Below are 23063 nucleotides of genomic sequence, written 5' to 3' on the forward strand. Positions count from 1 at the left end.
ATTCCCCTCTCCGCGCCGTGCGCAGTGGATCAGAACAGGAACAGGCCCCAGAACGAGAAGCTCAGCAGCACGAGCAGCATGGCCACGGTCGTGGTCCAGAACAGCACGCGTCCGAGCCGCGTGGTGGCCACGACGGGCTCCTCACCGCTGACGATGTGTCTGATGGTGCCTCGCTTCACTGGCCATGTGAGCAGTCCGCGCATCGACGCGACCTCGATCATGCCGGCGAACACGCGTGACCATGCCCATACCACGCCGATGCACACGATCTGCACGACCGGCCAGCTCCAGTACATCATGCCGGCGTCCTCCTGCGGCGCGCTGCCCCACGACAGGTGCACGACGGCGAGCACGACTTCGCCCAGACCACCGACGAACAGCAGCATGCAGGCCATGGTGATGATCGTGAGCATGAGCAGTGAGCCGCCGAAGCGGTATTGGAATCCCAGCGCCGGCCCGCGGTGTGTGATGCGGTTGCGAATATGCGCGATGAGCGCGATGACGCCGACGACGGTGGCCACGAGCATCATGATGGCCATCAGACCGAGTACGAGTATGCCGTAGATCGTCATGGCGCGCCGCGAGTGCAGTCCGAGCGGCACCGCAATGGACTGGTAGAGCGGTGCGCCGGCGATCGGTTCGCTCGTCTGGGTCAGTCCGCGCGATGTGCCGACCGCCCAGCTGACGGCGTCGCGCTCGTAATCGTCGGCGAACGGTGTGCCGTTCTGCGCTTCGTCACCAAGGCGGAGCACGTGGTTGGCCACCGGGTAGCTGCGCAGGCTCACATTCCAGTTGCCGGCGCGGTGCGCTTGGTCGAGGATGTCCTTGAACCCCTGCACCTGCGCCGTCATCACGTCCTTTGACCCGTACGCCACGAGCGTGGGAATCGAGTATGCCTGCGGGGTGGCAGTGTGCAGGTCGATGTTGGTCAGGCCGAACAGGCCCATGTCCAACGAGAGGATGCGCCGCACGATGGCTTGGTAGCCGTCGTTGGCGCCGGCGAGGGCGAAGTTCTGTATGGCGAGGAACGCGACGGCGTGCCGCGGCGAAAACACCATCGGCGACAGCAGGATCTGGAACGCGATGTCATGGTCCATCGCCACGAGGTACGACGAGATCCATGTGCTTTCCGACGTCGCGTAGATGCCGACCTTGTGCGCATCGACCTGATCGAGGTCGCGGATGACATTGATGGCCTGGTCATAGACGGCCGCCGAGCCCGGGTAGTCGCGCGTCAGGTCGTTCGTGGACCACACCGGCTTGTCGATGACCGCCGTCACAAAGCCGGCGGAGCTCATGCTCGTGGCGATGTCGCCGAACGAGTCGTCGCATGTTCCGCCATGACCGGCGCCGTGCATGAACACCATGCCGGGCAAGTTGGTTCCGACGCCCTGCGGTTCGCGGATGTTCATGCGAATGCGCTGCACTTCGCCGGTGGACGGCCGTTTCGCGTCGATTTCGATGTGCCGGCTCGTGACTTTGTACGTGCCGACGCCCGGCAACGGTTCCGGCGAGTCGAACGTGACCTGCGTGTCGGCGGTGAGCGTGGCGAAGGTCTGTGCGCGCGGATCGTTCTGCGTGGGGATGCGCGTGTTGTTCGAGGCGACCATGAGGATGCCCAGCAGGATGATGAAAATGGGCAGGCTGACCATCAGCCGCCTGCCGCGGCTGAAGGCCCTTGCTTGCTGTACATCCGATGTTCGTTGCTGACTCACGTAACCATCCTATCGGTGTCTGCCGTTGCGGCAGGCAATTATTCACCCACGACTGGTACCACAACGGGACCGGATGACTGGTCGGTCACGAGCCCGTCGGCCTCCATCTGCTCGGCGATGGCGTTCGCGTGCTTGAGCAGCGTATCGACGATGCGGTCCTCCGGCACGGTCTCGATGACCTTGCCCTTGATGAAGATCTGCCCTTTGCCGTTGCCGGAGGCCACACCCAGGTCGGCCTCGCGCGCTTCGCCCGGCCCATTGACGATGCATCCCATCACGGCCACGCGAATCGGCGCCGTGATGCCGGACAACCCATTCGTCACCTCGTTGGCGAGCGCGATGACATCGACCTGCGCACGGCCGCAGCTCGGGCACGAGATGATGTCGAAATGGCGCGCACGAAGCCCCAGGTATTCGAGGATCTTGCACCCCACCTTGACCTCTTCGACCGGTGGCGCGGACAGTGAGACTCGGATCGTGTCGCCGATGCCTTCGGCCAGCAGCGCACCGAATGCCAGGCAGGACTTGATGGTGCCCTGCCATGCGGGGCCGGCTTCTGTCACACCCAGATGCAGCGGCCAATCGCCCTGCTTGGCGAGCAGGCGGTAGGTCTCCACCATCGTGATGGGGTCGTGGTGCTTCACCGAGATCTTGAAGTCGTGGAAGCCCACGTCTTCGAACATGCGCGCTTCCTTCATCGCGGAAGCCACAAGCGCCTCAGGGGTGGGGCCGCCGTACTTCGCATAAAGCTCCTTGTCGAGCGAGCCGGCGTTCACACCGATGCGCAGCGAGATGCCCGCGTCGGTCGCGGCCTGGCAGATCGATGGGCCCACTTCGTCGAATTTGCGGATGTTGCCTGGATTGACGCGCACCGCGGCGCAGCCCGCGTCAATGGCCTGGAACACATACCGGCTTTGGAAGTGGATGTCGGCGATCACCGGGATCGGCGATTTGGCGACGATGCGCGGCAATGCGTCGGCGTCTTCCTGACTGGGCACGGCCACGCGCACGATGTCGCAGCCGGCGGCCGTGAGTTCGGCGATCTGCTGCAGTGTGGCGCCCACATTCGCGGTCTTCGTGTTGGTCATCGACTGCACCGAGATCGGCGCCCCACCGCCCACCGGCACAGGGCCGACCATGATGCGCCGCGACTGGCGCCGTGGGTGCAGGGGGCTTTCACTGATTGACGATTCACCTGTTTTACGAAATGGCTTATCCACTGGTGCTGTTCCTCACTTCAATCGACTGGAAATCCGCCTACGGCCTTCGTCCAAGCCGCGCGGCCCATACGGCGGCCGCTGCCCTTACCCGGTCTGTGACCGTTTAGCGTTGCGCAATGAGGGCGTCCGCACGCGCGCGGGCTTCCTGCTCGAGTTCCACCATGTCTGCGACCGAGGCGAACTGTGGGTCGCCGCGCAACTCGCCGTCCATCTCATTGAGCACTTCAGACACAGTATCCACTATCGCCAGATATGGCAAGCGATGATCGAGGAAGGCGTGGACCGCCTGCTCGTTGGCGGCGTTGAGCACCGCCGTGTGTTTTTCCGACGAGCGTAAACAATGCCGTGCCAGTTCGACGGCGGGGAACGCCTCGTCATCGAGCGGCTCGAAGGTCCACTCGGCGGCCTGTGTCCAATCGCAGCCTTGGGCCACGTCGTTCAACCGTTCGGGCGCGGAAAGCCCCAGCGCGATCGGCAGGCGCATATCGGGCGGCGAGGCCTGGCTGATCGTGGCGCCGTCGCAGAACTCCACCATCGAATGCACGATCGACTGCGGGTGCACAGTGACTTCGATGCGGTCCGGTTCGATGTTGAACAGGCGGCTCGCCTCAATGACCTCGAGGCCCTTGTTCATCAGAGTCGATGAATTGATCGTGACGACCGGGCCCATATGCCATGTGGGGTGGTTGAGCGCCTGCTCAGGGGTGATGTCCTGCATCTGTTCGCGTGTCCAGCCGCGGAACGGACCGCCGGACGCGGTGACGATGAGTCTCGAGACCTCGCTATGCGTGCCTGCACGCAGCGATTGCCAGATTGCCGAATGCTCGGAATCCACCGGGTTGATCTGCTGGTCGCGTGTCTGGGCACTGAACAACAGGTGTCCGCCCGCCACAACCGATTCCTTGTTGGCGAGCGCCAGCTGCGAACCGGCCTGCAGCGCCGCTATCGACGGTTCCAAGCCAATCGACCCGGTGATGCCGTTAAGCACGACCGAAGCGCCGAGCCCTGCGATCGCGTTCACTTCGTCGCGGCCGGCGCGCGCCTGGGTGCCGGTTGCGCCGTGCGCCGCGAGTGCCTCACGCAAGGGCTCCAACGCGTCTGGATTCGCCACGACCACTTCGGGCACATGGAACCGCACGGCCTGCTGCGCCAGCAGGTCCACGTTCGACCCGCCCGCGGCAAGGCCTGCCACAGTGAACCGCTCAGGGTGCCTGCCAATGACGTCGAGTCCCTGCGTACCAATCGAACCGGTGGAACCGAGGATGACTACTGTCTGGTGCTGCATCACGCCTGCTTCTCGTTTGGCTTGCCGTCGATGATGAGCGGCTCATCCGTGGAAATCGTGGGGAACGACAGATCGGGGATCTCGATGTCGATGCTGTCGCTCGGCGCGAACCGCGTGTAGTCGCCCGGTTGGGCGACGTTCGCGGGCGCGGCATCCGTAGTGGCCGGTTCGTCCGGTGCGTGCACCGGCGCCGCCGACGGCGTTGCGGCTGTCGTCGGGGCTGCGCTTGGTGTGGGTTGGGCTGCCGGCGGCATCTCGGGCGTCGCCGCGGTGGCCGGGGCGGTGAGCGGCTGCAACGGCGGCAGGTCGGGCAGGATGCTCGAGAGCTTCGGCACCGCAAGCGGCTGCACGCCGGACGTGATGGCGGGGTTCTCGCGTTCCGGAGCTGTCTGCGTGGTCTCGGCGAGCGACGCCAGCGCGGCGAGCGACGGCGAGTTCAGGTCGCGCAACGGTTCGCTCGGGGCGGCGATCGTCGTCTCATCACTGATTTCGGTGATGTGCGGGATCGTGCTCATCGAATCATCCATCGCGCTGGCCGTCTTCTCATGCTCGGGAATCGTGCGCGGGGCCGGTGTGATCGGCTTGATGTCCGAAAGCGTCGGCGCGTGCTTGACCACGTCGGCGGCCGGCGCGGTATCGCCGTCCGCGGTGGTGTCGGTGATCGGCGTGAAGACCTCAGTCGCGCTGCCTTCGTCGATCTGTGCCACGGCGGGCGCCGCGGTGACGGCCGCTGCCACGCCCTGCGCGGCGAACGACGGCGGCATCGCAGCACCCGCTTCCTGAGCCTGCGCGAAGATCTCCTGTTCCGCACGGCTCAGCTCATCAAACGACTGCGCAGGCTGCACCTCGGCGACGACCGTCGTCTCGCCGCCCGCCGGTCGCGCCGGCAGGTCCGATTCCACGGTCACGTCGTAGTGCTGTGTCTGCGGATTGGCCTGATCCGCCGCGATGAGTGGGATCGGCGCACTCGGCGTCGCTGCGTGCGCGGCAGGCGCAGCGTAATCGGCGATGCGCTCGTACGATTCGAGGCTGGCGAGCAGGTTCACGCATGCATTGAGGTAGTAGTCCACCTGGCGCTCGTCGTACCCGTGCTTGCCTTTGCGCTGTGTGAAGCTCACATCTTCCACATACTGCGACGTAAGCGTTGGGTCGGCTTCCGGGCCTTGCCTGCCGGACGAGCCTGCGCTGATGCGCTCGAGTTCGGCTTCGGCCTTTGCGAGCACGCGGTCGATGAGCCGGTCGACCTGCTTGCGGTCGTACGACGGCGTCTTCGGCTGCGCCGGCGCGAACCGTTGGCCCTCGGCGCGCTGCGCGTGCCGGTCGAGTTCCTGGAACTGGGCTTCAGTCTGCGCCTTCCACGCCACACGCCCGAGCTGGGCGATGTCGTATTGGGTCTGCTTGTCGGTCACGGCCTGTTCAAGGCGTTCGAGTGCGGCGTCCACCTGTGGGATGGCATAGCCACCCTTGACGATGTCGAACGAGGCGTCCTGAATGTCGCTGCGGTGCAACTGAATGCCATCGGCCTCATACAACGCGTGCGCCTGCTCCAGGAAAGCGTCGACCTGATGGACGTCATACCCCTTTTTGCGCTTGCCCACGCGCGCGATCGTCGTCGTGCCGTCGGCCTCTTCCTGATGCTGCACCATCGACTGTCCTCCTCGGATACACACTATTCCCCATTAGATTACGCGATGTTTGCGACGGCTGCGGCACGCGCTGCGCCCATCCACGCAACCGCCGGCGCAGACAACACGCCGGCAGTCGCGGTGTTGCAACGATTGCGCGCGGTGCACGCCGGTTTCTTCACCCGTGCCTGTACAGTATGAGTGCGCGGGCGATTAGCTCAGTTGGTTAGAGCGCCACCTTTACACGGTGGATGTCGGGGGTTCGAATCCCTCATCGCCCACTTCCCCGCCACGCGGGCGCCCCCGTGAGGCTCGCGATTCCCCTCTCAGCGCCATCGCGCACGGTTTGCACGACCGTATAATCGCCACATGAACAACCCGCTTGATGTTTGGCCGAATGCCTGGAAGTCCCTGCAGCAGATGATTCCCGGCAACTCCCGCCATGATGAAGAACTCCACGAGCGCATCAGCGTGCTCGAACAACAGGTGACGCGGCTCGAGCAGGAATCGCAGTGGCGCGGCATCGAACTCGACCGGCGCATCAACGAACTCAACACCACCATCGAGCGCAACGCCGAACGTGACCGGCATGTCCGGGAGTGGACGCTTGCCGACAAAATCACGGCGCTTGTGCTGTTCGTGATCGCTGTAGGTGTGCTTGTGCCCGTGTTCCTCACCGTTGCAAGCTAGTTTGTTCTAGTTTGCATGCGCTGATTGCTCAGTGCAGCTCCAAGCCTCACACGCCTTGGCGGGCGTTGCTTGGTTCGCGTTTCACTGGGGTCTGCGCGGCCGGTGCATGCCGGCCGTGTCTTGCGTCCCCTCCGCGCGCGTTTAGCGTCTCCGGGGCACTCCCGGCGACGTTGATGTTGATGGCCGCGTTCAGGTCGCGGTCGATCCCCAGCCCGCAGGCATCGCAGACATAGGTGCGTTCGTCGAGGGACAGTTTGGCTTCCACTGTCCCGCAGTTCGAACATGTCTTGCTTGATGGATACCAACGGTTGACAACATGTAGTTTTGCGCCTGTGCGGGCGGTCTTGTACTCCAGTTGACGGCGCAGTTCACGGAAACCGCAGTCGCTTATAGCTTGGGCGAGCCTGTGGTTCCTGACCATGCCGGACACGTTCAGGTCCTCGATGCTGATGTCCGCATAGGTGCGGGTCAGCCAGTCGGTGAGCTTGTGCAGCCCGTCATGGCGTTGGGCGGCGATGCGCGCCTGCGCGCGTTGCACACGGGCTTTGGCCTTTGACCAACGGCGGGAGCCCTCTTGACGACGGCCCAATGCGTGCTGCGCGTGTCCGAGTGCGCGCAGGCCGCGCTTGAGATGGCGCGGGTTGCCGAACACCGTGCCATCTGACAATGCGGCGAGGGTCTTGACGCCCAGATCCACGCCCACCGCGCCGCCCTTTGGCGCGCATGGATTGGGTGGGTCGCCGCGTTCGACGGTCAGGGACGCATACCAGCGTCCCGCATGCCTGCTCACGCTCATGCGCGCGACTTTCGCGTCCCCGACGCGCCTGGCGATGTTCTCCATGCAGTGCACGCGGCCGATGCGCGGCAGTTTCAACGCTTTGGGGTCGTTGTCGATCAGGCCGAACGAGCCGGTCGTGTACGCGAACTTCAACATGCTGCGCCGTTTGCTTTTGAACCTCGGCCAACCCATGCGCTTTCCCTTGCGCCTGCCGGTTTTCGAGTCGAAATGGTTTTTCAGCGCGGCCGCCAATGATTCGAACGCGCTGTTGTACGCCTCCTTGCTGTATTCGGCCCACCACGGGGCGATCTCATTCTTCCATTCGTTCCACCAGCGGCGCTGCGCGTACATCGTCCAGTCCGCCTTCTCGTTGCGGGCGAGCTGGGATTGGATGCGCGCGAGCATGGTGTTGTACGCGAAGCGCGCCGCACCCGCATGGCCCTCCAGCAAGCGCTCCTGCCGTGGCGTGGGGTCGAGCGCCACCTTCACCGCCTCATACACCGCGCATCGCCTCCAACGCGGCCTGCGCCCTGTGCTTGGCGGCACGCCTGCCATAGAGCCGCGCGCAGAACGAGGTGAGCACCTCGGTCATGTCACGCACGAGACCATCGTCGAGTTCCGCGTCGTCCACGACAATAACGCGCCGTCCTTGCGCCTTCAACGCGTTTTCCACAAGTTCGAAGTTCATGCGCGCGAGCCTGTCGCGGTGTTCCACGACAATCGTGCCCACGGTCGGGTCGGCGAGCAGACGGTTGAGCCTGCGCCGATGCTCGTCCATGCCCGAACCGGTCTCCGTGACGACCTCGGGAGCTTCCACGCCCATGCTGAGCGCGAACGCCTTGAGCCGGTCGGCCTGCCGTCGCAGATCGGTTTTCTGGCCGGCCGAGGACACGCGCGCATAGCACACCGTGCGCGAACCGCCGGGCGTCGTGCACGACCTGGTTTCGTATTTCGGGTCGTGGATGAGCCACATGCCCGTCGGCGTATGCTCCACGGATACGGGCATCGTGCCTTCACGGCACCACTTCCATACCGTCTGCGGATGCAACCCCTCACGGGCCGCCCATTCCTTCACCAACATGAAACTAAGTATAACGTATTCAAACCACGCAAAACAAACTCATACACCAACAGATAACAACCCTCAACACATTCTAGATAATGCCCACTATGTTCTGGATGACACTCAATATGAACTCATTGGATCAAAAATGGGGTGATACGGCAATACATTCGACGTACCCTGCAATGGGTACATGATCATCCACGCCAAGAAGAGCACAATGATCACAAGATTCATCACATAATATTCTGCGCCGGAGAACATCCGTTTGAGGAACAGTGGAATGGACAGGCATTGCAGGAACATGAAGAACCAGACAAACCGGTATCCCAGCGGAATGACGGATTGCAACAGCGAGAACGAGAGCGCAAAGGACTGCGCCAGCATGTAGAACGACAGGTTCCGGTCATGTTCCCGGTAGGCTTGAGTCATGTAATACACGAACAGGAACATCGCGAAGACAGCGAAATTGATGAGGATCAACGTATTGTCCACATACCCCATGTCATATTCACTGCCGAAATAGTAATCGAAACGTGTGCCTGAGCCGAACATGACAAAAATGACCCTGACGGCGCCTTGTCCAAGCAACGCGAAGACGGGCAATAGGATTGATACGACCATCATCCATCTGGTTCTCATGAAATACATCAGCACAAACGGTACAACGATGATTGCACTCTGATGCAGCAATACCGCCAACACGATGAGAATCGCGGCGGGGATCCACTTCTTCTTGAGAAGCGCGGTAAACCCCACGAAGAACGTTGCCAGTGCCACATACTGGGCCACGAAGCAGAAGGAACGAAGGTAATTGAAAGACACGAGATACAATGCGACCGGAATCGCAATATACTCGCTACGCCGGCAAATGCCAAAATAGATCATCCCGACCGTATAGAGCGCCATGGCGGCGAAGAACCACTGGTTGTCTTGCAATCGCGCAAAGCACGCAATGATGAAGTTGAACAACGGGTCATAATGGGAAGCCGAACCGGCACGCACTGTCTCCAGTGACGGCACATACGAATAGTAATAATCGACGCCGGTGTCGTACCGCAATCCTGAGAGCAGGATCAGCACGGCGGCGGAACAGAGGAGGAAGACGTTCTTGCCGATTTTTGCGGCAGTAACGGCATTCCACAAATCACGCCCCGCCAGTTCGCGCTTGGCGACTGCGATTTGACGCTGGCATAGATCGGAGCAGAAGGCAAACCCAATCGCTACCGCAAAGGTTATCAAGTAAAGGAGCACTTACTTCCATTCCTCCTCGAGCACAGGCAGCATCGTGCCCCCTTCCATGTGCAGATACGGGGCGGTCCGCAACGCTGAGGCAAACGGGCATGCACGGCTGCCTGTCATGCGGTTACCGCCTTTCCCCTACAACATCCATCCACACGCATATTACGCACGCATAACGATATAAACTATAACTCTAGATGTGGTCTGTTATAACAGAATTGACCTGCAATAAATATATCCAGAGACGCCGACGGGTCTTTTTCTTTACCGAACCTCCTTACTCTTGCCCAATGACGGGTATTTCGTCCACCAGAACTGTGCGGACATAACTGTTCACCAACAAAGCACTCCGTCGCTTCCTTCCCAGTAATCATAGCCATTATCGCTTTTGCTATCATCAAAAAATGGAGCGGCCGAAGTTTCTTCCGCATGTAGCGGATTCGGCAAGTAAGTCATACAGATGAAAGAGGTATCGGAGGGTTTTAGATATGGCACGATTGGTCTATGCATCGCAGCGGTATGTGGAAAACCCCATGCTCAGCTTGATTGTTCCCGTATACAACACGCCGGTCTCTTTACTCACCCGCGCACTCCAGCCCTTCATCGACCAGCAGTACAGCGACATGGAAGTCATCCTCGTCGACGACGCCTCACAATCCCTCGAACACAGCGAAATGCATGCGCTTCTGGAACGCCTGAAGACCTCTGCCTCGCTGTTCCGGCACAGCCGCAACGGAGGGCAGAATGCGGCCAGGCAGACAGGCGTGAACAACGCCAAAGGCCAGTACATCGCGTTTCTGGACAGTGATGACTATCTCGACCCCCATGAATTCGATAAGGTGCTGCACGGCATGCACACTGTGCATGCGGATATCTACGGATACAACTACATCTATATCGACGGTACAGGCAACGAGCTGTTCCGTCACGGCATGGCCATGCAGAAGAGTGAGATGTTAGACAAGCATGAGGCGGTGCGCAAAGCGGCTCAGCTATGGCCATGGATCTTCGCCCGAGACCTCTTCCGCGCTGATTCATTGTATGGGGAGATTCCAGTGGGCGAAGATCTGGTAAGCGTCATTCCTCTCCTGATCCGGGCCTCTTCCATCTATGGCATCAACGCCTACCCATACCACTATGTGTGCAATCCCCATAGCGTCATGCAAACCACCTCCGCCACAGACCGCCTGCGTATCATACAAGGCTTCGACCATCTCATCGCGGCATTGGGACCCGAAGAAGAGGAATACCAGCCTGAAGTGGAATGGCAGGCCATTGAGCATGTGTTGTATTGGGAGCCACGTCACATATTGCGGGAACAAGGCCCTCTCCCCCAAGCGGAGCTGCGACAGATCCGGAATTGGATGAACCGCGCCTTCCCCCAGTGGCGCAAGAACCGTTATCTCATGAGCGACTCGCTGGCACACGAGATGGGGTTCAAACTTCTCATTGGCGGCCACTACCGCATCTACAGGATGATTAACCACCTACGCCACAAGTAACCAGTAAAAACAAAAGCCGTCCGGCATCTCCTTGAGCAAGGAGATGCCGGACGTGGAGCCTTGGCATTACTGGCTATTTACCTAATACGCGGCGCACAAGCTGCTTTGCCTTCTTGCCCACGCGCCTATACCATGGATTATCGGCACGCTTATACCGCTTGAGGTATGGCGCCATATGTTCATTGAACGCCTGCATGCCTTGGGGACTGCGTTCGGCCAAGTGGAATCCGATGAAGCTCTGCCGCACCAACTCCAAGCGTTCCTTGTACACCGCCTTGCGCCAGTGCGGTATGCGGTTGCTGGGCTTCACTCGCTTGGTTGGGCGCCACTCGCCGGCCTGATCTTTCAAATACAGGCGGTATGAGGTTCCTTCGCGCCGGTGGCGTAAGCCGGATCCTTGGGATTGAGCCACTACGTCTGCCGAAATGGCTTCCAAGTGAATCTCATCGGCAAAATGTTCCAACAGCTCTTTCATCTCCAGCGAGCGCACCACCACCACATTGGTTCCCTGCCCATCCTTGGCGTATTGGGGAAGCCAAGCGTCACCGCATGTGATATCGGCGGTTTCCGCCAACACATCGTCGCAGTATTCGCAGGCATTGTATTTGAAATAGCCATATCCCCAGTTGGTGGTGGAGAGTTCGCGCGTCGGCTTGGTCACGGTCACTGTCTTGCCATCCACCACACCAGTGGCCTGAATACCGTAGTCAGTCGCTTTGCGCCCGGGCAATTTGTACCGGAAATCGACCATGCGGATGTCTTGCAACGGAATGCCGCTCTCCCATGCTTCCGAAAGGGCGAAGAACGTGGATTTGAGGTGGCCGCACACCAATCCCAGGTGGTAGCGAACGCGGGCGGCGATGACCTCGTCTTCCTGCTCGACCAATCGCATCGCCTTGATGAAACACGGAATGCCAATGACCGCATAGCGCCCATCATGTTCGGCTACATATTGCAGGACTTCAGACAGCTCAATCGGGTAATACTTGGATTTTGCACCCTCTTTGAGCTCTTCGACTGACGTGGAAACGCGGTATTCATACATGACGGATTCATCTTCGGCAGGCTTCACATGCAGGACCGCATCCACCTTGCCGATTTCCAACAGTTTTGTGGCAAGCCAGCTGACCATTCCGCCAGAGCTGCCGCGGTCACGATACCCATCCGCAGTCACATAGCCTGCATAGTTCTCCAGATAGTAGCCGGTGGCGGAATTGTGTTGGATTCCATCGATTGATCCAAACAGGCGCTTGCCAAGCACATCCTCGTTCAATTGGGCATTGGCGAATGGACAACACGCGTTGGCTTTGTCCGAAGGCTCCGACGCGCCGGGCTTGGCTTGGTACTTTCCATCATCGTCCATGACCATCGAAATAGATGGATCCACAAAGGGGCAGGCACCGCATCCAATGCAATATCCACCCTCCATCACACGCGAAATGTCTTTCATGCCATTACCCTCCCCGGGTCCACAGATATTTGTTTATTCCCAATCATAGAAAACCCTGTACGTGGTTTTACTCCAAATGATTTTTGGCATCGCATATTGCTATGGTTCAATAAAGGCTACTATAAAGGCAAGCATAGAGGAGATGAAGGGTGGCCAGTCAACGTAAAGCCGGTGCGCTTCTCGGTTACGCCAATATCCTGACCAAGAACATCGTCAATTTCATGTACACACCGCTGCTTCTCCATTTTCTGGGGCAAGACGACTACGGCGTATTCCAGATGACCAACTCGGGGGTGTTCGTGCTCACGCTGCTCAGTGCAGGATTCTCTGGATCGTATGTGCGTTTCTACATGATTCACCGCACTCAGAACGAAGAGGAGAAAATCGACAAGCTCAATGGCATGTTCATGATGATCTATGCTGCAGCAAGCCTCATCAGCATCATCGCCGGAGTGTCCTTGGTGGCATTCGTCAGGCAGCTCTTCTCCAAGGGGCTCAATCCCGCCGAAGTCAATCTGGCACGTTCGCTCATGGTCATCATGGTCATCAATATCGCCGTCACGTTCCTGTCCACGCCATACACATCGTTCATCACCGCCAAAGAACGCTTCGTCTTCCAGCAAACACGTCAGCTAGCCACCACGTTGGCGCAGCCCGCCCTTGCCGTGGTGCTTCTGCTAATGGGATTCGGCGCCATCGGCGTCTCGCTGACAATACTCTTCGTCAATGTGGCTTTGCTTGTATTGAACGCCCATTACGCCCGTAACCGTCTCCATATGCGATTCAGATTCAACGACCTCGACAAGAACCTATTCAAAGCGATTGCCGTCTTCAGCTTCTGGATCCTGCTGAATCAGATTTTCGACTTGGTCAACAACCAGGTCCCCAACTTCCTATTGGGCGCTATGGCCGGTGCAAGCGTGGTGGCGACGTATTCAATCGCCACACAAATCCGGAACCTGTTCTTCTCGCTTTCCACCACCATCTCGGGGGTGTTCATTCCAAAGATCAACCGCATTGTGACCACTTCGGACGACAACCATAAGCTCACCACGCTGATGACACAACTGGGACGCTACCAAATGCTGCTCTTCTGGTATGTCTACGGCGGGTTCATACTGGTGGGCCAATATTTTGTGCAGATATGGGCCGGCAGGCAAAACATGGCCGCTTACTGGCTCGCCACCGCAATGACCTTGCCCGTCATGATCCCCCTCACTCAGAATGTGGGCATTGAAATCCAGCGGGCCAAAAACCGGCATCGTGCCCGCAGCGTCATCTATATCCTCACTGCAGCGCTCGATATCGCCATCTCCGTCGCGCTGATTCCCCGCATGGGGTACTGGGCGACGGCCATCGGTTACATCGCCAGTATTCTTCTCGGCACAGGCCTGTTCATGAATTGGTACTACCACACACGCATCGGGCTGAACATGATGTACTTCTGGAGGCATCAGCTGCCTATTATCGCCGGCGGTGTGGGTGTTTTGGCTATTTGCCTCATCGGCGCACACTTCATTCCCATCCACTCAGTGAGTGTGTTCATCGCATGGATTGTGGTCTACAGCGCAGTATTCGGCGGCGTCTTCTGGGTGTGTATTCTCAACAAGCAGGAAAAGGGACTGGTCCTCAATCGGTTCGCAAAAAAACATTGAGTCCCAGCCCCACCTTTTCCACGCTCCGCCCCGCACATATGCCATATCAGCGCAGGCAGTCCTTCAGCGGGGCGAATTCCTTGCGGATACGCTCCAACGGGTAGGTGGTGTCCGCGGCGATCACACGGTTCAAGGCTCCCTGCGTCTCGTGCACATCGGAGATGAATTCAATGTAAGGCAGGTCCTTGATCCACTCGTACACGCCTTGGATCTTGTGGTTGCTGTTCGAAAGCACCACACACGGCGTACCGGTTATCGCCGCGAAGATCATGCCATGGAGTCGATCCGTAATCACCACTCGGGAAGACGCGAAGATGTTCAGCATGTCACGCAAAATGACTTTGCGTTGCTGCGGGGTGATGTCCATCGTCTCGATGATCGTATCCGTTTCCTTCAACGGCAACGACATCGCACGTGCCGCCTCATGGATAATCGACCAATCGGCATCGGTCAGTTTGCGCTCCTCATCCTTGCGCAGCATGGTGGTCAGTGTGCGCCGGGGAAGGTTGAAATCCGCGTAATCCGCCGCGTCAAAACTGAGGACGATGTCGGGAACCAGACGCACATCCGTATGTGGATACGTCTTTTTCATGAGTTCTTCGGAAACACGCTCCCTGGCGAAGAGGCGCAGGTCGCTGCACCGAGCATAGGCTCGTTGGCTATACCTCAGCAACGACGAATCCTGTGCCGTATACGCCAAGGTCTGCGGCAGTACGAGCGTGCGCACCTTCGGGAACACCTCCATTACGGAACAGCGTTCATATTCAAACCAGTAATACAAATCGCTCATGTTGCCGCCACCCTGCAGGCACAAGACATCTTGTGGCTTGAGATGCTCTTTGAGCAGCTTTTCATACTCCCAGAAATGCATGGTGGGTATTTCCAGAATCGAACCCTCGAAGTTACGACGCATGAACTGCAACTGAGCTTCTGAAATCGCCAAGTCGCCAATGTTGCCGTAATTCGCCATGCCAACCAGCACACAGAGCCTCTGGCCACCGATTGCTTCGAATTCCTTCCGGTGCTGTTCAGGCCCCTTCAGATATGCCTGAAGATTATTCAATCGACCAATGCGGGCAGCGCCAAACGCCTCTTTCATGTTCTCTTTAAAACCCATGCTATTGAGAATATCAGTCGCTTGAGCTTTTTCTACGTGAATACATAAAATAACACAGTATCTTCCCCATCACGTACAGTACGGTACTGGGAATGTGGGCAAAGCGAAGAGGAAGGGTATGGGAGAATGGCAGATATGCAGACCAATCCCCTGGTAACCATCGTTGTTCCGATTTATAATGTGGAGCGATATCTCGACACCTGTGTGGAGTCAATTGTCAACCAGACCTACGGTCATCTTGAGATTCTGCTGGTAGACGACGGGGCCCCGGATGACTGCGGTCGCATCTGCGATGAGTGGGCCGCTCGTGATTCGCGGATCACCGCCCTGCACAAGCCTAATGGCGGTCTTTCGGATGCACGCAATTACGGCATTGACCGTGCGCGTGGAGAATATATCTATTGCGTGGACTCCGATGACTGGATTCAACCCAATCTCGTGGAACGCGCGCTCACCGTGGCGCAAGAGACTGATTCGGACATGGTGGTGTTCGAATACAACAGCGCCAGCGATGACGGTTCCCTTGTGCGGCTTTCCGACGACGCAGGCAAATTCCCCAGCAAAGGGCGCAGGAATTCGGAACAGGCATTAAAACTGCTGTGGGACGACAAAGTCCAAAATTTCGCATGGTCCTACTTGGTGCGCCGTCGGGTATATGATGCCGGCATCCGCTTTCCCAAAGGGTATCTGATGGAAGACATGGGCACTGCATATCTGCTGTACAACCAAGCGAATGCCGTGTACTTCCTGCCGGAGCCTCTCTATAATTACCGCGTGCGCCCGAACTCAATCCTTGGTGTCAAGAGCCAGGCGATGTGCGAGGGTACGGTACATTTCATCCAGATCATCGATGTGTTCGCCAGGCAACATTATTTCCCGCAGCTTCGGGTTTCCGAGTTGAACTGGTCAATCAGGTATCTCAGCGGTGCAATCATCTGGGCGTATGAATCACGCAAGCGATTCCGTCCAGACGAGTATCGTCGATTCGTCTCGTTCACGAAGAAGCTGATCAAACAGCGCATCAAAGAGCTTGGTGTGCGCAATGTCACTCGCACCAATCTTGTCAAGGTCTCCGCCATCTTCCTTCACTGCATGCCGATTCTGGACATCGCTTCACAGCGCCGTAGCGGTCGCATGTTGTAGTTATTCCGGAGTAGCAAGAAGCCGTGGATGCGGCATGATAATTCACATCATGCTGCATCCACGGCTTTTTCATATTCGTTGGACTACACCTTCAATCAGATGAGTTTGTCGAGGCGGTACAGGAACGCGGCCATCGCCTTGCGCTCCATCTTCGCGCCGAACCCGAACGTGCCGTCCGGATTACCCAACGAAATACCCGACTTCGCCAACCACAGGATCTCCTTGGCCGCGAACGTGCCCTTGTTCACATCCTTGAACCGCGCATAATCCGCAGCCGAAGGCGCGAACGACGCCGCACCCTTCACACCAGCCAGCTTCGCATACCGGTACAGGAAGATCGCCATGTCCTGACGCGTCAGATGCGACCCGCCATTGAACTTGCCGTTCGACCCCTGCGTGATGCCATGCTTGGCCAGCCACAGGATCTCCTTGGCCCCATGCGTGCCCTGCTTGACATCCGAGAACTTCGCGTACTCCGCAGCCGACGGCGCATACGAGGACGCCGAACCCACACCATGCAGCTTCGCCGTACGATACAGGAAGATCGCCATGTCCGCACGCGTCAACTTGTCGTTGTACCCGAAACGGCCATCCACATACCCGGTCGAGATGCCATTGGCAGCCAACCACTCGATCTCATCATGGAACGGCACACCAGCCGGCACATCAGAGAACCGATCAGACGACCCACCACCCTTCGTAACAGTCAGGACAATGGAAGAATGCTTGTCAGCAACCGTGGCTGTGATGACAGCCATGCCCTCGCCCTTGGCCGTGAGCTTGCCATTGCCGTCCACCGTGGCCACCGACGAATCCGACGACGACCAATACACCACACCAAGCGACGCATTCGCCGGAGTAGCCTTCACAGACAACTGCACCGTCTTGTTCTGCGCAAGCGTGAGCTTGTTGTTCGCCACACCAGTGCCGACAATCGCAACCGACTGCAAAACCGGTCCAGCTTCCTTGACGGTCACAATGACTGAGCTGGACTTACCACCAACTGTTGCCATGATGATTGCCATGCCGGCCTTGACGCCGCGCACACTACCTGTCGAGGACACAGTCGCAATGGAATCATCGGAGGAAATCCACGTCACATCCTGATCGGTGGCGTTCGACGGGGAGACAGTTGCGTTCAGGTTCAGGCCAGCGCCGACATTGATCGTCGCCTTGCCACCCGACACGCCAGTACCAGAAATCGACACCGACTGCACCGGAACAACCGGATCCTCACCCTTCACCGTCACAGTGACAGTCGCAGACTTGCCGCCCGCGGCCGCCGTGATCGTCGCCGTGCCGGCCTTGACCGCCGTCACCTTGCCCGAAGCGTCCACCGTCGCGACCGACGTATTCGACGACTTCCAGCTCACACTACGGTCCGTGGCGTTCGACGGCGAGACGGTCGCCGACAGCTGCTTCGAAACACCTTCCTTAAGCTCGAAGTTGCCACCCGAAATCGCAACCGACGACACCGGAATAACCGTCACACACGGAGCGACCGAACCAATCGTGCCGTTCTCGACAACGACATTCGCGCCGCTCGCAGTGTAGTTCTTGTTGCCGTTGTTGTCCCACTGGCCCGAGCCGTTATTGAACACAAACTCAACCTGGCCGCCTTCGGTGCCTTCGATCGTGTACTTGACATAGCCATCGCAAGCCGCTTCCATCTTCACACCCGGAACAGTCGTCCACGTGCCAGTGCCGACACGGTAATGCAGATAGGTCGAGTTCGCACCGAACTTGTTCGCCGGGTAGTAGACGGTCGTATCGTGGACGACCGGCGCTTCGCCGGTCACGTTCACAGTCACCGTGTCGGTCTTGCCGCCAACGGAGGCGGTGATTGTCGCGGTGCCCTTCGCAAGGCCCTGCACAACACCGTTCTTGACAACAGCGACCTTCTCGTTCGAAGAGGTCCACTTGACCGGCTTGTTCGCCGCCGAGGCCGGGGCAACAGTGGCGGTCAGCTTGGTCGTTGCGCCGTTGGCGAGGTCAAGGTTGACCGTACCGCTCGGGCTGATCTTCACGGAGTCAACGGTCACCGCAACGCAGGACGCTTCTTCCCACTTGCCACTCGTGATGTTGCCGTCCCAGACGTAGGAGCCGTCGATCAGCAGACCGGCAGCATCCACGTGGTCGTCCGGATCTTCGGTCGCGGAATCGCCGGGGAACTTGTTGCCGGCGATTTCGCCGGCGCCACCGTTGTTGAAGATGACACGAATCGGGTCGTCACCGGCCTGATCGATGATGTCTTCCGGAATTTCATAGACCTGATCGGCGGTGCCGTCGCATGCGCCGGATTCGGCGGTCATCAGTTCGCCCGGCCAAGCTGCGTTCTGAATGACGGAGCCAGCAGGAGCGTTGTTGTCGACGTACACGTATGCATAGATCTTGTTCCATGCCGCCGGCTTCTTCGCATAGGCCGTGTAGCTGACAGTGGCGTTCGGGTCCTTCTTGGTGAAGGTCTCGGAAGCGGTGATCTGCTTGCCGTCGGCATCAGTACCCGTAAGAGTCACGGTGATCTGCGTGTTGACGGCGCTCTTCGCGCCGATGGTGATCTTCTGGCCATCGGTGAACGAACCGGAATCGCCTTCGGAGGTGCTGTAACGCGCGTTGTTGACGTTGCGTGCGGTCAGTGTCACCTGCGTGGTGTCGGTCTTGAAGGACTTCGCACCGGTCACAGCGAGCGAGGGGCGCGGCGAGCTCGACGCGTTGTAGAACACGTGCACCTTGCCGCTCTTGACCTCACCGGAGGTGATCTTCTTGTTGTTGACGACGAGCTTGCCGCCATAGACCTGATCGACGTATTCGCCGTTGTCGAGCGTCGTGTCCATGCCGACGAGGCTCTTGTCGCCGTCCATGTTGACGACGGTCATGCCATCGTTGTTCGGGTTGCCGTCGGTCTTGTAACGCTCGATCATCAGGCAGTTGTTGTTGCCCTGGCAGTTGCGCAGATATTCGGCGTTGCCTTCCATCGCGTTACGGAACTTGTTGACGTTCACGACTTCGGGATGCTTCCACTCGTCGTCACCAGCGTCACCGAGTGATGAAACCTCAGCGAAGCGTGGATTCGACCCGCCGGACCCCCGCGGACGGTTGAAGAACAGCGGGGCTCCGCCCTTGCGGGAACCGACGATACCCCAGCCCATGCGAATCTGCCATGCGGACAGCTGCGATGAATACTCATTCGTATTCGCATAGGTATCGTGCGATTCGACCCAGGTCACGAGCTGGTTATCACGCACGCCGGTGCCTTGCAGACTGCCGAGACGCCCGGAGCTGATGTTCTTGTCCTGCATCGCGGCACGGATCTCATTGCCGTAATGCGATGCAGTGTTACCGCCGCCATTCGTCGAGTACTTGTCGAACAACGCCGGGTAGGCCGGGGCATTGAGCCCTTGGTCGCCCTGGAGCACCTCGCCGTACTGGTACTGCGCGCCATTCGGCAGAATCGTGTCATAATACGGCGAATACCTGTCGAACTCGTTCGGGAGCTCGATGTGCTTCGCGGCGTCATAACGGAAACCATCGATGCCATCGGCTACCGCGCGAGTCAGGTAGTCCTTCATGCGGTTGGCGACTTCCTGGTTCTCGGTGTTGAGATCCCACAGGCTCAGCAGATGGCAGTGTGTGACCTGCCAGCGGTTGCTGTAGTTGATGGCAGTGCCGTTGTTACCGCAACCGCCCTCCTGCCGCGTGTGGAAGAAGCTCGAATTCTTCCAGTCACCTTGAATGGCGTTCCAATCGGCGGTGAAGTGGTTGATGACGGCGTCGGCGATGACACGGATGCCATGCTTGTGCGCCTCCGCGGTCATCTCCTTGATTTCCTGTTCGGTGCCGATGACCTTGTTGCCGATGCCTGTGCCGGAGGGCTGATAGACGTAGTACCAGTTCTCAGAGAACTGCATACCGTGCTCCGGCCCCTTGATCGTGCTGATCGGAACCGTCTGGATTGAAGTGTAGCCGGCGTCTGCGATTTCATCCATATGCGCCTTGATCGTATTCGCCGACCACATCCACGCATGCAAGATCGCACCGTAATCCATTTCCTTCGACAGGCCATTGGATTCACGGGCCGCTTCGAACTGCGCATTGCCGAGTGTACGGTCATAGCTCGTCGTCGGCCCATTCGCGGCAAATGCCGCAGGGGCCGTAACCGCGCCGAGCGCCATGCCGCCGGCGAGCGTTGCAAGCGCGGAAATGCTCGCGACCGCCTTGGCCATGAACCCGCGCCCTCCCGAACGCTTGCTCTTCCCGAGATTCTTCTCGGTCTCAGACAGAGGTGTCATGCCACTGTCTCCTTTTCTTCTCTAGAAATAAGGGACTGTTCTTTCCTTATCGCCAACCGTCCACATAGCCGGCCGGCAATGCACATGCTCGCCCGCCATGAACAATATGCATGTTCCGTAAGCGACCAAACACTTCAGTTGACACAATCATTGTGCAACCATTCGCATATTGCTCATTATAGACATACCCTCCACTAAAACCAAACAGAAGGTTCATATACCGCAAACGATGTCATTACATGGACACAGAGTTATACAGACAACGGGCACGTCATAGACCATTGTTCAACGGCTTAAGCGATTCATCATTCCCATATGTGTTGTCGCATTCCAACCGGCCCCTATACGAAGAGGCGCAGGGCTGCATCCATCACGATGCGGCCCTGCGCCTCTCGCCATCTGCGGCGGAACCCTAGATGGTCATTTGGTATCACATTTTGGATCGAGATAGGTGATACCATCATCGACCCATCCCATTGGGGTCTGGTCGATCGTCAACGGTGCCGTCGCCTTCGGCGAGACACGCACGTCAAAGGTGAAGGTTGCAATCTGCCCGGGATTGACCTGCACATACGTTTCATAAGCCTTCACACCGTCAATCGTCGTCTCCTTGGCCGCATCGACTTTGCCTCCGAGCTGCATGAGATTGCTGATCGAACCGCCTTGAGGAGCGTAGAACAGGATCTTCTCCATGGCCTTGCCAGTGTTGTTGCTGTTGTTGCCGGTGATGTACCAAGGCAGTGACTTCGCTTCTTCCTCGGTCATCGTGTTGTGCACCATGAACTCGACGTGGTACAGATCACCATCATCGCAGTTCACACGCTGGATCTTCGCCTTGCGCTTGATGTACCAACCCATCTTGGAAGGGTTCTGCTCAGTCAAGTAGATACCAACGGATGGATCGGTCTCGCTGTTCGGCGTCTGCCCGGTGAATCCTGCAGACTGGATGCCCTGTTCGATGTGCTCGTCAAACGCATACATCGTGAAATGTCGGCCTTTCGCCATGGTCCCCAGCATCTCGCCCGTTTTATACAACTTGCCCATATCCATGTGCGAGAACATCGATTTCATCGCTTGGCTGGCCACAACGCCGAACAATGCGTCGGTCTCGTTCTCCGGGTATTTCTGGTACACGGTATTCATCAGGAATTCCGCAGTGTTTTCACCGGTCAGCACAGTGCCATCTGGCAACGTCACATTGCCGTTGACCGCAATGAGCTGCTGCAAAAAGACCGGATCGACCATGATCACGCCGTCAAGCGGTGTATTTTGCCCCCAAGGCGTGCGGTTCCAGACGGATTGCATGGCGACCGCTGAATCGGCGGTATTCGGGAAGACAGCCAAATCACGAATATCGAACGACATGTGCAATGGCCCCTCGTCGGTGAACACCCGCTTCATGTCTGCGGAATGATCACCAGTGCCATACGGCAGATATTCACCATTCGACCGAAAATCGCCAATATGCACGGTGCCATTGGAAGTCACCAATTCACCAACAGAGCCGATGAGACCGCCTGAGGAACGCATCTCGGAAGGCGTCATTGCCATGACGGCATAAGTGCGTTGCTGTCCATCACCCAAAAGCGTCGGCAGAATCTGGAACGTATTCGACAGTGCATTCACACGGGAGGCGAGTTCATTGAGCTGTGTCTCGCCTTTGCTATATGCGGAGTGAATCATGCCGATCTCTGGTGTGGGAAGCGCGTCATAGTCGCGTACCTGCTGTCGGAATGACGCATTTGCTTTTTTCAAAGGCTCCACAGCGTCGATAATCGGCTGCAGGTTCACGCCATCATCCCCGTTGGAGATTTGCGCATCACTCAACGTCTTCAGAACATTCACAAATTGCGGGATAGAATCCTGCACAATGCCGTTGATGGCGGTTGTCATTCCCTGAACCGTCGAAATGTCGCTGCCAACGAAGGGCATTTTCGTTGCCGTATTCCACAGTCCCCCATGGGCAATATCCACAGCCTGCTGGGTTTCATGTGCAATCTGCGGAAGCGTATCTCCCGCATGAGCAAGGGTTTCAGCATCCCCCGAAGAGAGCTTTGAAAGCATCCCAATCGCATTGTTCTCATGTGCCTGCACCTGCTTCGCCTGCTTGTAGAGTTGGAATCCCATTACACCTACAGCAGCGACGATGAGGACAACAAGCGTGAGAATGCCCACAACCCAAGGCCAGACACGCCGGCGTTTGTGATGGTGACGATGGTGATGCTGCTGCGCGTGCGCTTGCGACATGCTACTCCTTAGACATTATAAAACCGCGGATTCTCCTGAGTC

At 58.4% G+C, this 23063-nt stretch carries 15 protein-coding genes and 1 tRNA gene; 5 read left to right on the forward strand and 11 right to left on the reverse strand.

Annotated elements, in window-relative coordinates:
• Nucleotides 1–29: 29 nt before the first annotated feature.
• The 4 genes from BPSG_RS00590 to BPSG_RS08765 form a co-directional block, all read right to left on the reverse strand.
• Nucleotides 30–1652 (reverse strand): alpha/beta hydrolase family protein, encoded by a 1623-nt coding sequence (locus BPSG_RS00590; protein ID WP_026644237.1) that lies wholly within the window; start codon nt 1650–1652, stop codon nt 30–32.
• Between the two features lie 101 nt (nt 1653–1753).
• Complete coding sequence (gene ispG, locus BPSG_RS00595) at nt 1754–2935, reverse strand: flavodoxin-dependent (E)-4-hydroxy-3-methylbut-2-enyl-diphosphate synthase (RefSeq protein ID WP_022858062.1); 1182 nt, start codon at nt 2933–2935, stop codon at nt 1754–1756.
• A gap of 103 nt (nt 2936–3038) precedes the next feature.
• Complete coding sequence (gene dxr, locus BPSG_RS00600) at nt 3039–4220, reverse strand: 1-deoxy-D-xylulose-5-phosphate reductoisomerase (RefSeq protein ID WP_026644238.1); 1182 nt, start codon at nt 4218–4220, stop codon at nt 3039–3041.
• Entirely contained in the window at nt 4220–5866 is a 1647-nt protein-coding gene (locus BPSG_RS08765) for a DivIVA domain-containing protein (protein WP_051592149.1), read from the reverse strand. The genes dxr and BPSG_RS08765 overlap by 1 nt, the downstream gene beginning before the upstream one ends.
• Before the next feature lie 186 nt (nt 5867–6052).
• Here BPSG_RS08765 and BPSG_RS00610 point away from each other — a divergent pair.
• Nucleotides 6053–6126: transfer RNA gene (locus BPSG_RS00610), tRNA-Val, on the forward strand.
• A gap of 88 nt (nt 6127–6214) precedes the next feature.
• Nucleotides 6215–6535 carry an MbeD/MobD family mobilization/exclusion protein gene (locus BPSG_RS00615; protein WP_034884603.1) on the forward strand — a complete coding sequence of 107 codons (321 nt, stop codon included), beginning with the start codon at nt 6215–6217 and terminating at the stop codon, nt 6533–6535.
• A gap of 46 nt (nt 6536–6581) precedes the next feature.
• Here the strand turns inward: BPSG_RS00615 and tnpB are convergent, their stop codons facing one another.
• The 3 genes from tnpB to BPSG_RS00630 all read right to left on the reverse strand — a co-directional run bounded on the left by tnpB (nt 6582) and on the right by BPSG_RS00630 (nt 9630).
• On the reverse strand, nt 6582–7814 hold the full coding sequence (gene tnpB / locus BPSG_RS00620) for an IS607 family element RNA-guided endonuclease TnpB (RefSeq protein WP_238548915.1): 1233 nt from the start codon (nt 7812–7814) through the stop codon (nt 6582–6584).
• A complete protein-coding gene (locus tag BPSG_RS00625) occupies nt 7807–8394 on the reverse strand; it encodes an IS607 family transposase (protein ID WP_026644249.1) in 588 nt (195 codons plus the stop codon). The genes tnpB and BPSG_RS00625 overlap by 8 nt, the downstream gene beginning before the upstream one ends.
• Before the next feature lie 105 nt (nt 8395–8499).
• Nucleotides 8500–9630 carry an EpsG family protein gene (locus BPSG_RS00630; RefSeq protein WP_026644250.1) on the reverse strand — a complete coding sequence of 377 codons (1131 nt, stop codon included), beginning with the start codon at nt 9628–9630 and terminating at the stop codon, nt 8500–8502.
• Between the two features lie 476 nt (nt 9631–10106).
• Between BPSG_RS00630 and BPSG_RS00635 the strand changes: the two genes are divergently transcribed.
• Nucleotides 10107–11120 carry a glycosyltransferase family 2 protein gene (locus BPSG_RS00635; protein WP_080699307.1) on the forward strand — a complete coding sequence of 338 codons (1014 nt, stop codon included), beginning with the start codon at nt 10107–10109 and terminating at the stop codon, nt 11118–11120.
• A 73-nt stretch (nt 11121–11193) separates the two neighbouring features.
• Here the strand turns inward: BPSG_RS00635 and BPSG_RS00640 are convergent, their stop codons facing one another.
• Nucleotides 11194–12570 carry a Coenzyme F420 hydrogenase/dehydrogenase, beta subunit C-terminal domain gene (locus tag BPSG_RS00640; RefSeq protein WP_026644252.1) on the reverse strand — a complete coding sequence of 459 codons (1377 nt, stop codon included), beginning with the start codon at nt 12568–12570 and terminating at the stop codon, nt 11194–11196.
• 149 nt (nt 12571–12719) lie between these two features.
• Here BPSG_RS00640 and BPSG_RS00645 point away from each other — a divergent pair, with 149 nt between their 5' ends.
• A complete protein-coding gene (locus BPSG_RS00645; protein WP_026644253.1) occupies nt 12720–14225 on the forward strand; it encodes a lipopolysaccharide biosynthesis protein in 1506 nt (501 codons plus the stop codon).
• A 46-nt stretch (nt 14226–14271) separates the two neighbouring features.
• Here BPSG_RS00645 and BPSG_RS00650 read toward each other — a convergent pair whose 3' ends face one another.
• On the reverse strand, nt 14272–15342 hold the full coding sequence (locus BPSG_RS00650) for a polysaccharide pyruvyl transferase family protein (RefSeq protein WP_080699309.1): 1071 nt from the start codon (nt 15340–15342) through the stop codon (nt 14272–14274).
• Between the two features lie 135 nt (nt 15343–15477).
• Here BPSG_RS00650 and BPSG_RS08210 point away from each other — a divergent pair, with 135 nt between their 5' ends.
• Nucleotides 15478–16485, forward strand: coding sequence for a glycosyltransferase family 2 protein (locus BPSG_RS08210; RefSeq protein ID WP_162165653.1), 1008 nt, complete (start codon nt 15478–15480; stop codon nt 16483–16485).
• A gap of 95 nt (nt 16486–16580) precedes the next feature.
• Here the strand turns inward: BPSG_RS08210 and BPSG_RS08215 are convergent, their stop codons facing one another.
• Nucleotides 16581–20774 (reverse strand): Ig-like domain-containing protein, encoded by a 4194-nt coding sequence (locus BPSG_RS08215; protein ID WP_051894162.1) that lies wholly within the window; start codon nt 20772–20774, stop codon nt 16581–16583.
• A gap of 420 nt (nt 20775–21194) precedes the next feature.
• Nucleotides 21195–23021, reverse strand: coding sequence for a DUF4012 domain-containing protein (locus tag BPSG_RS00670; protein WP_051592063.1), 1827 nt, complete (start codon nt 23019–23021; stop codon nt 21195–21197).
• Nucleotides 23022–23063 lie beyond the last annotated feature (42 nt).

The organism is Bifidobacterium pseudolongum subsp. globosum (assembly GCF_000741295.1).
Lineage (GTDB): Bacteria > Actinomycetota > Actinomycetes > Actinomycetales > Bifidobacteriaceae > Bifidobacterium > Bifidobacterium globosum.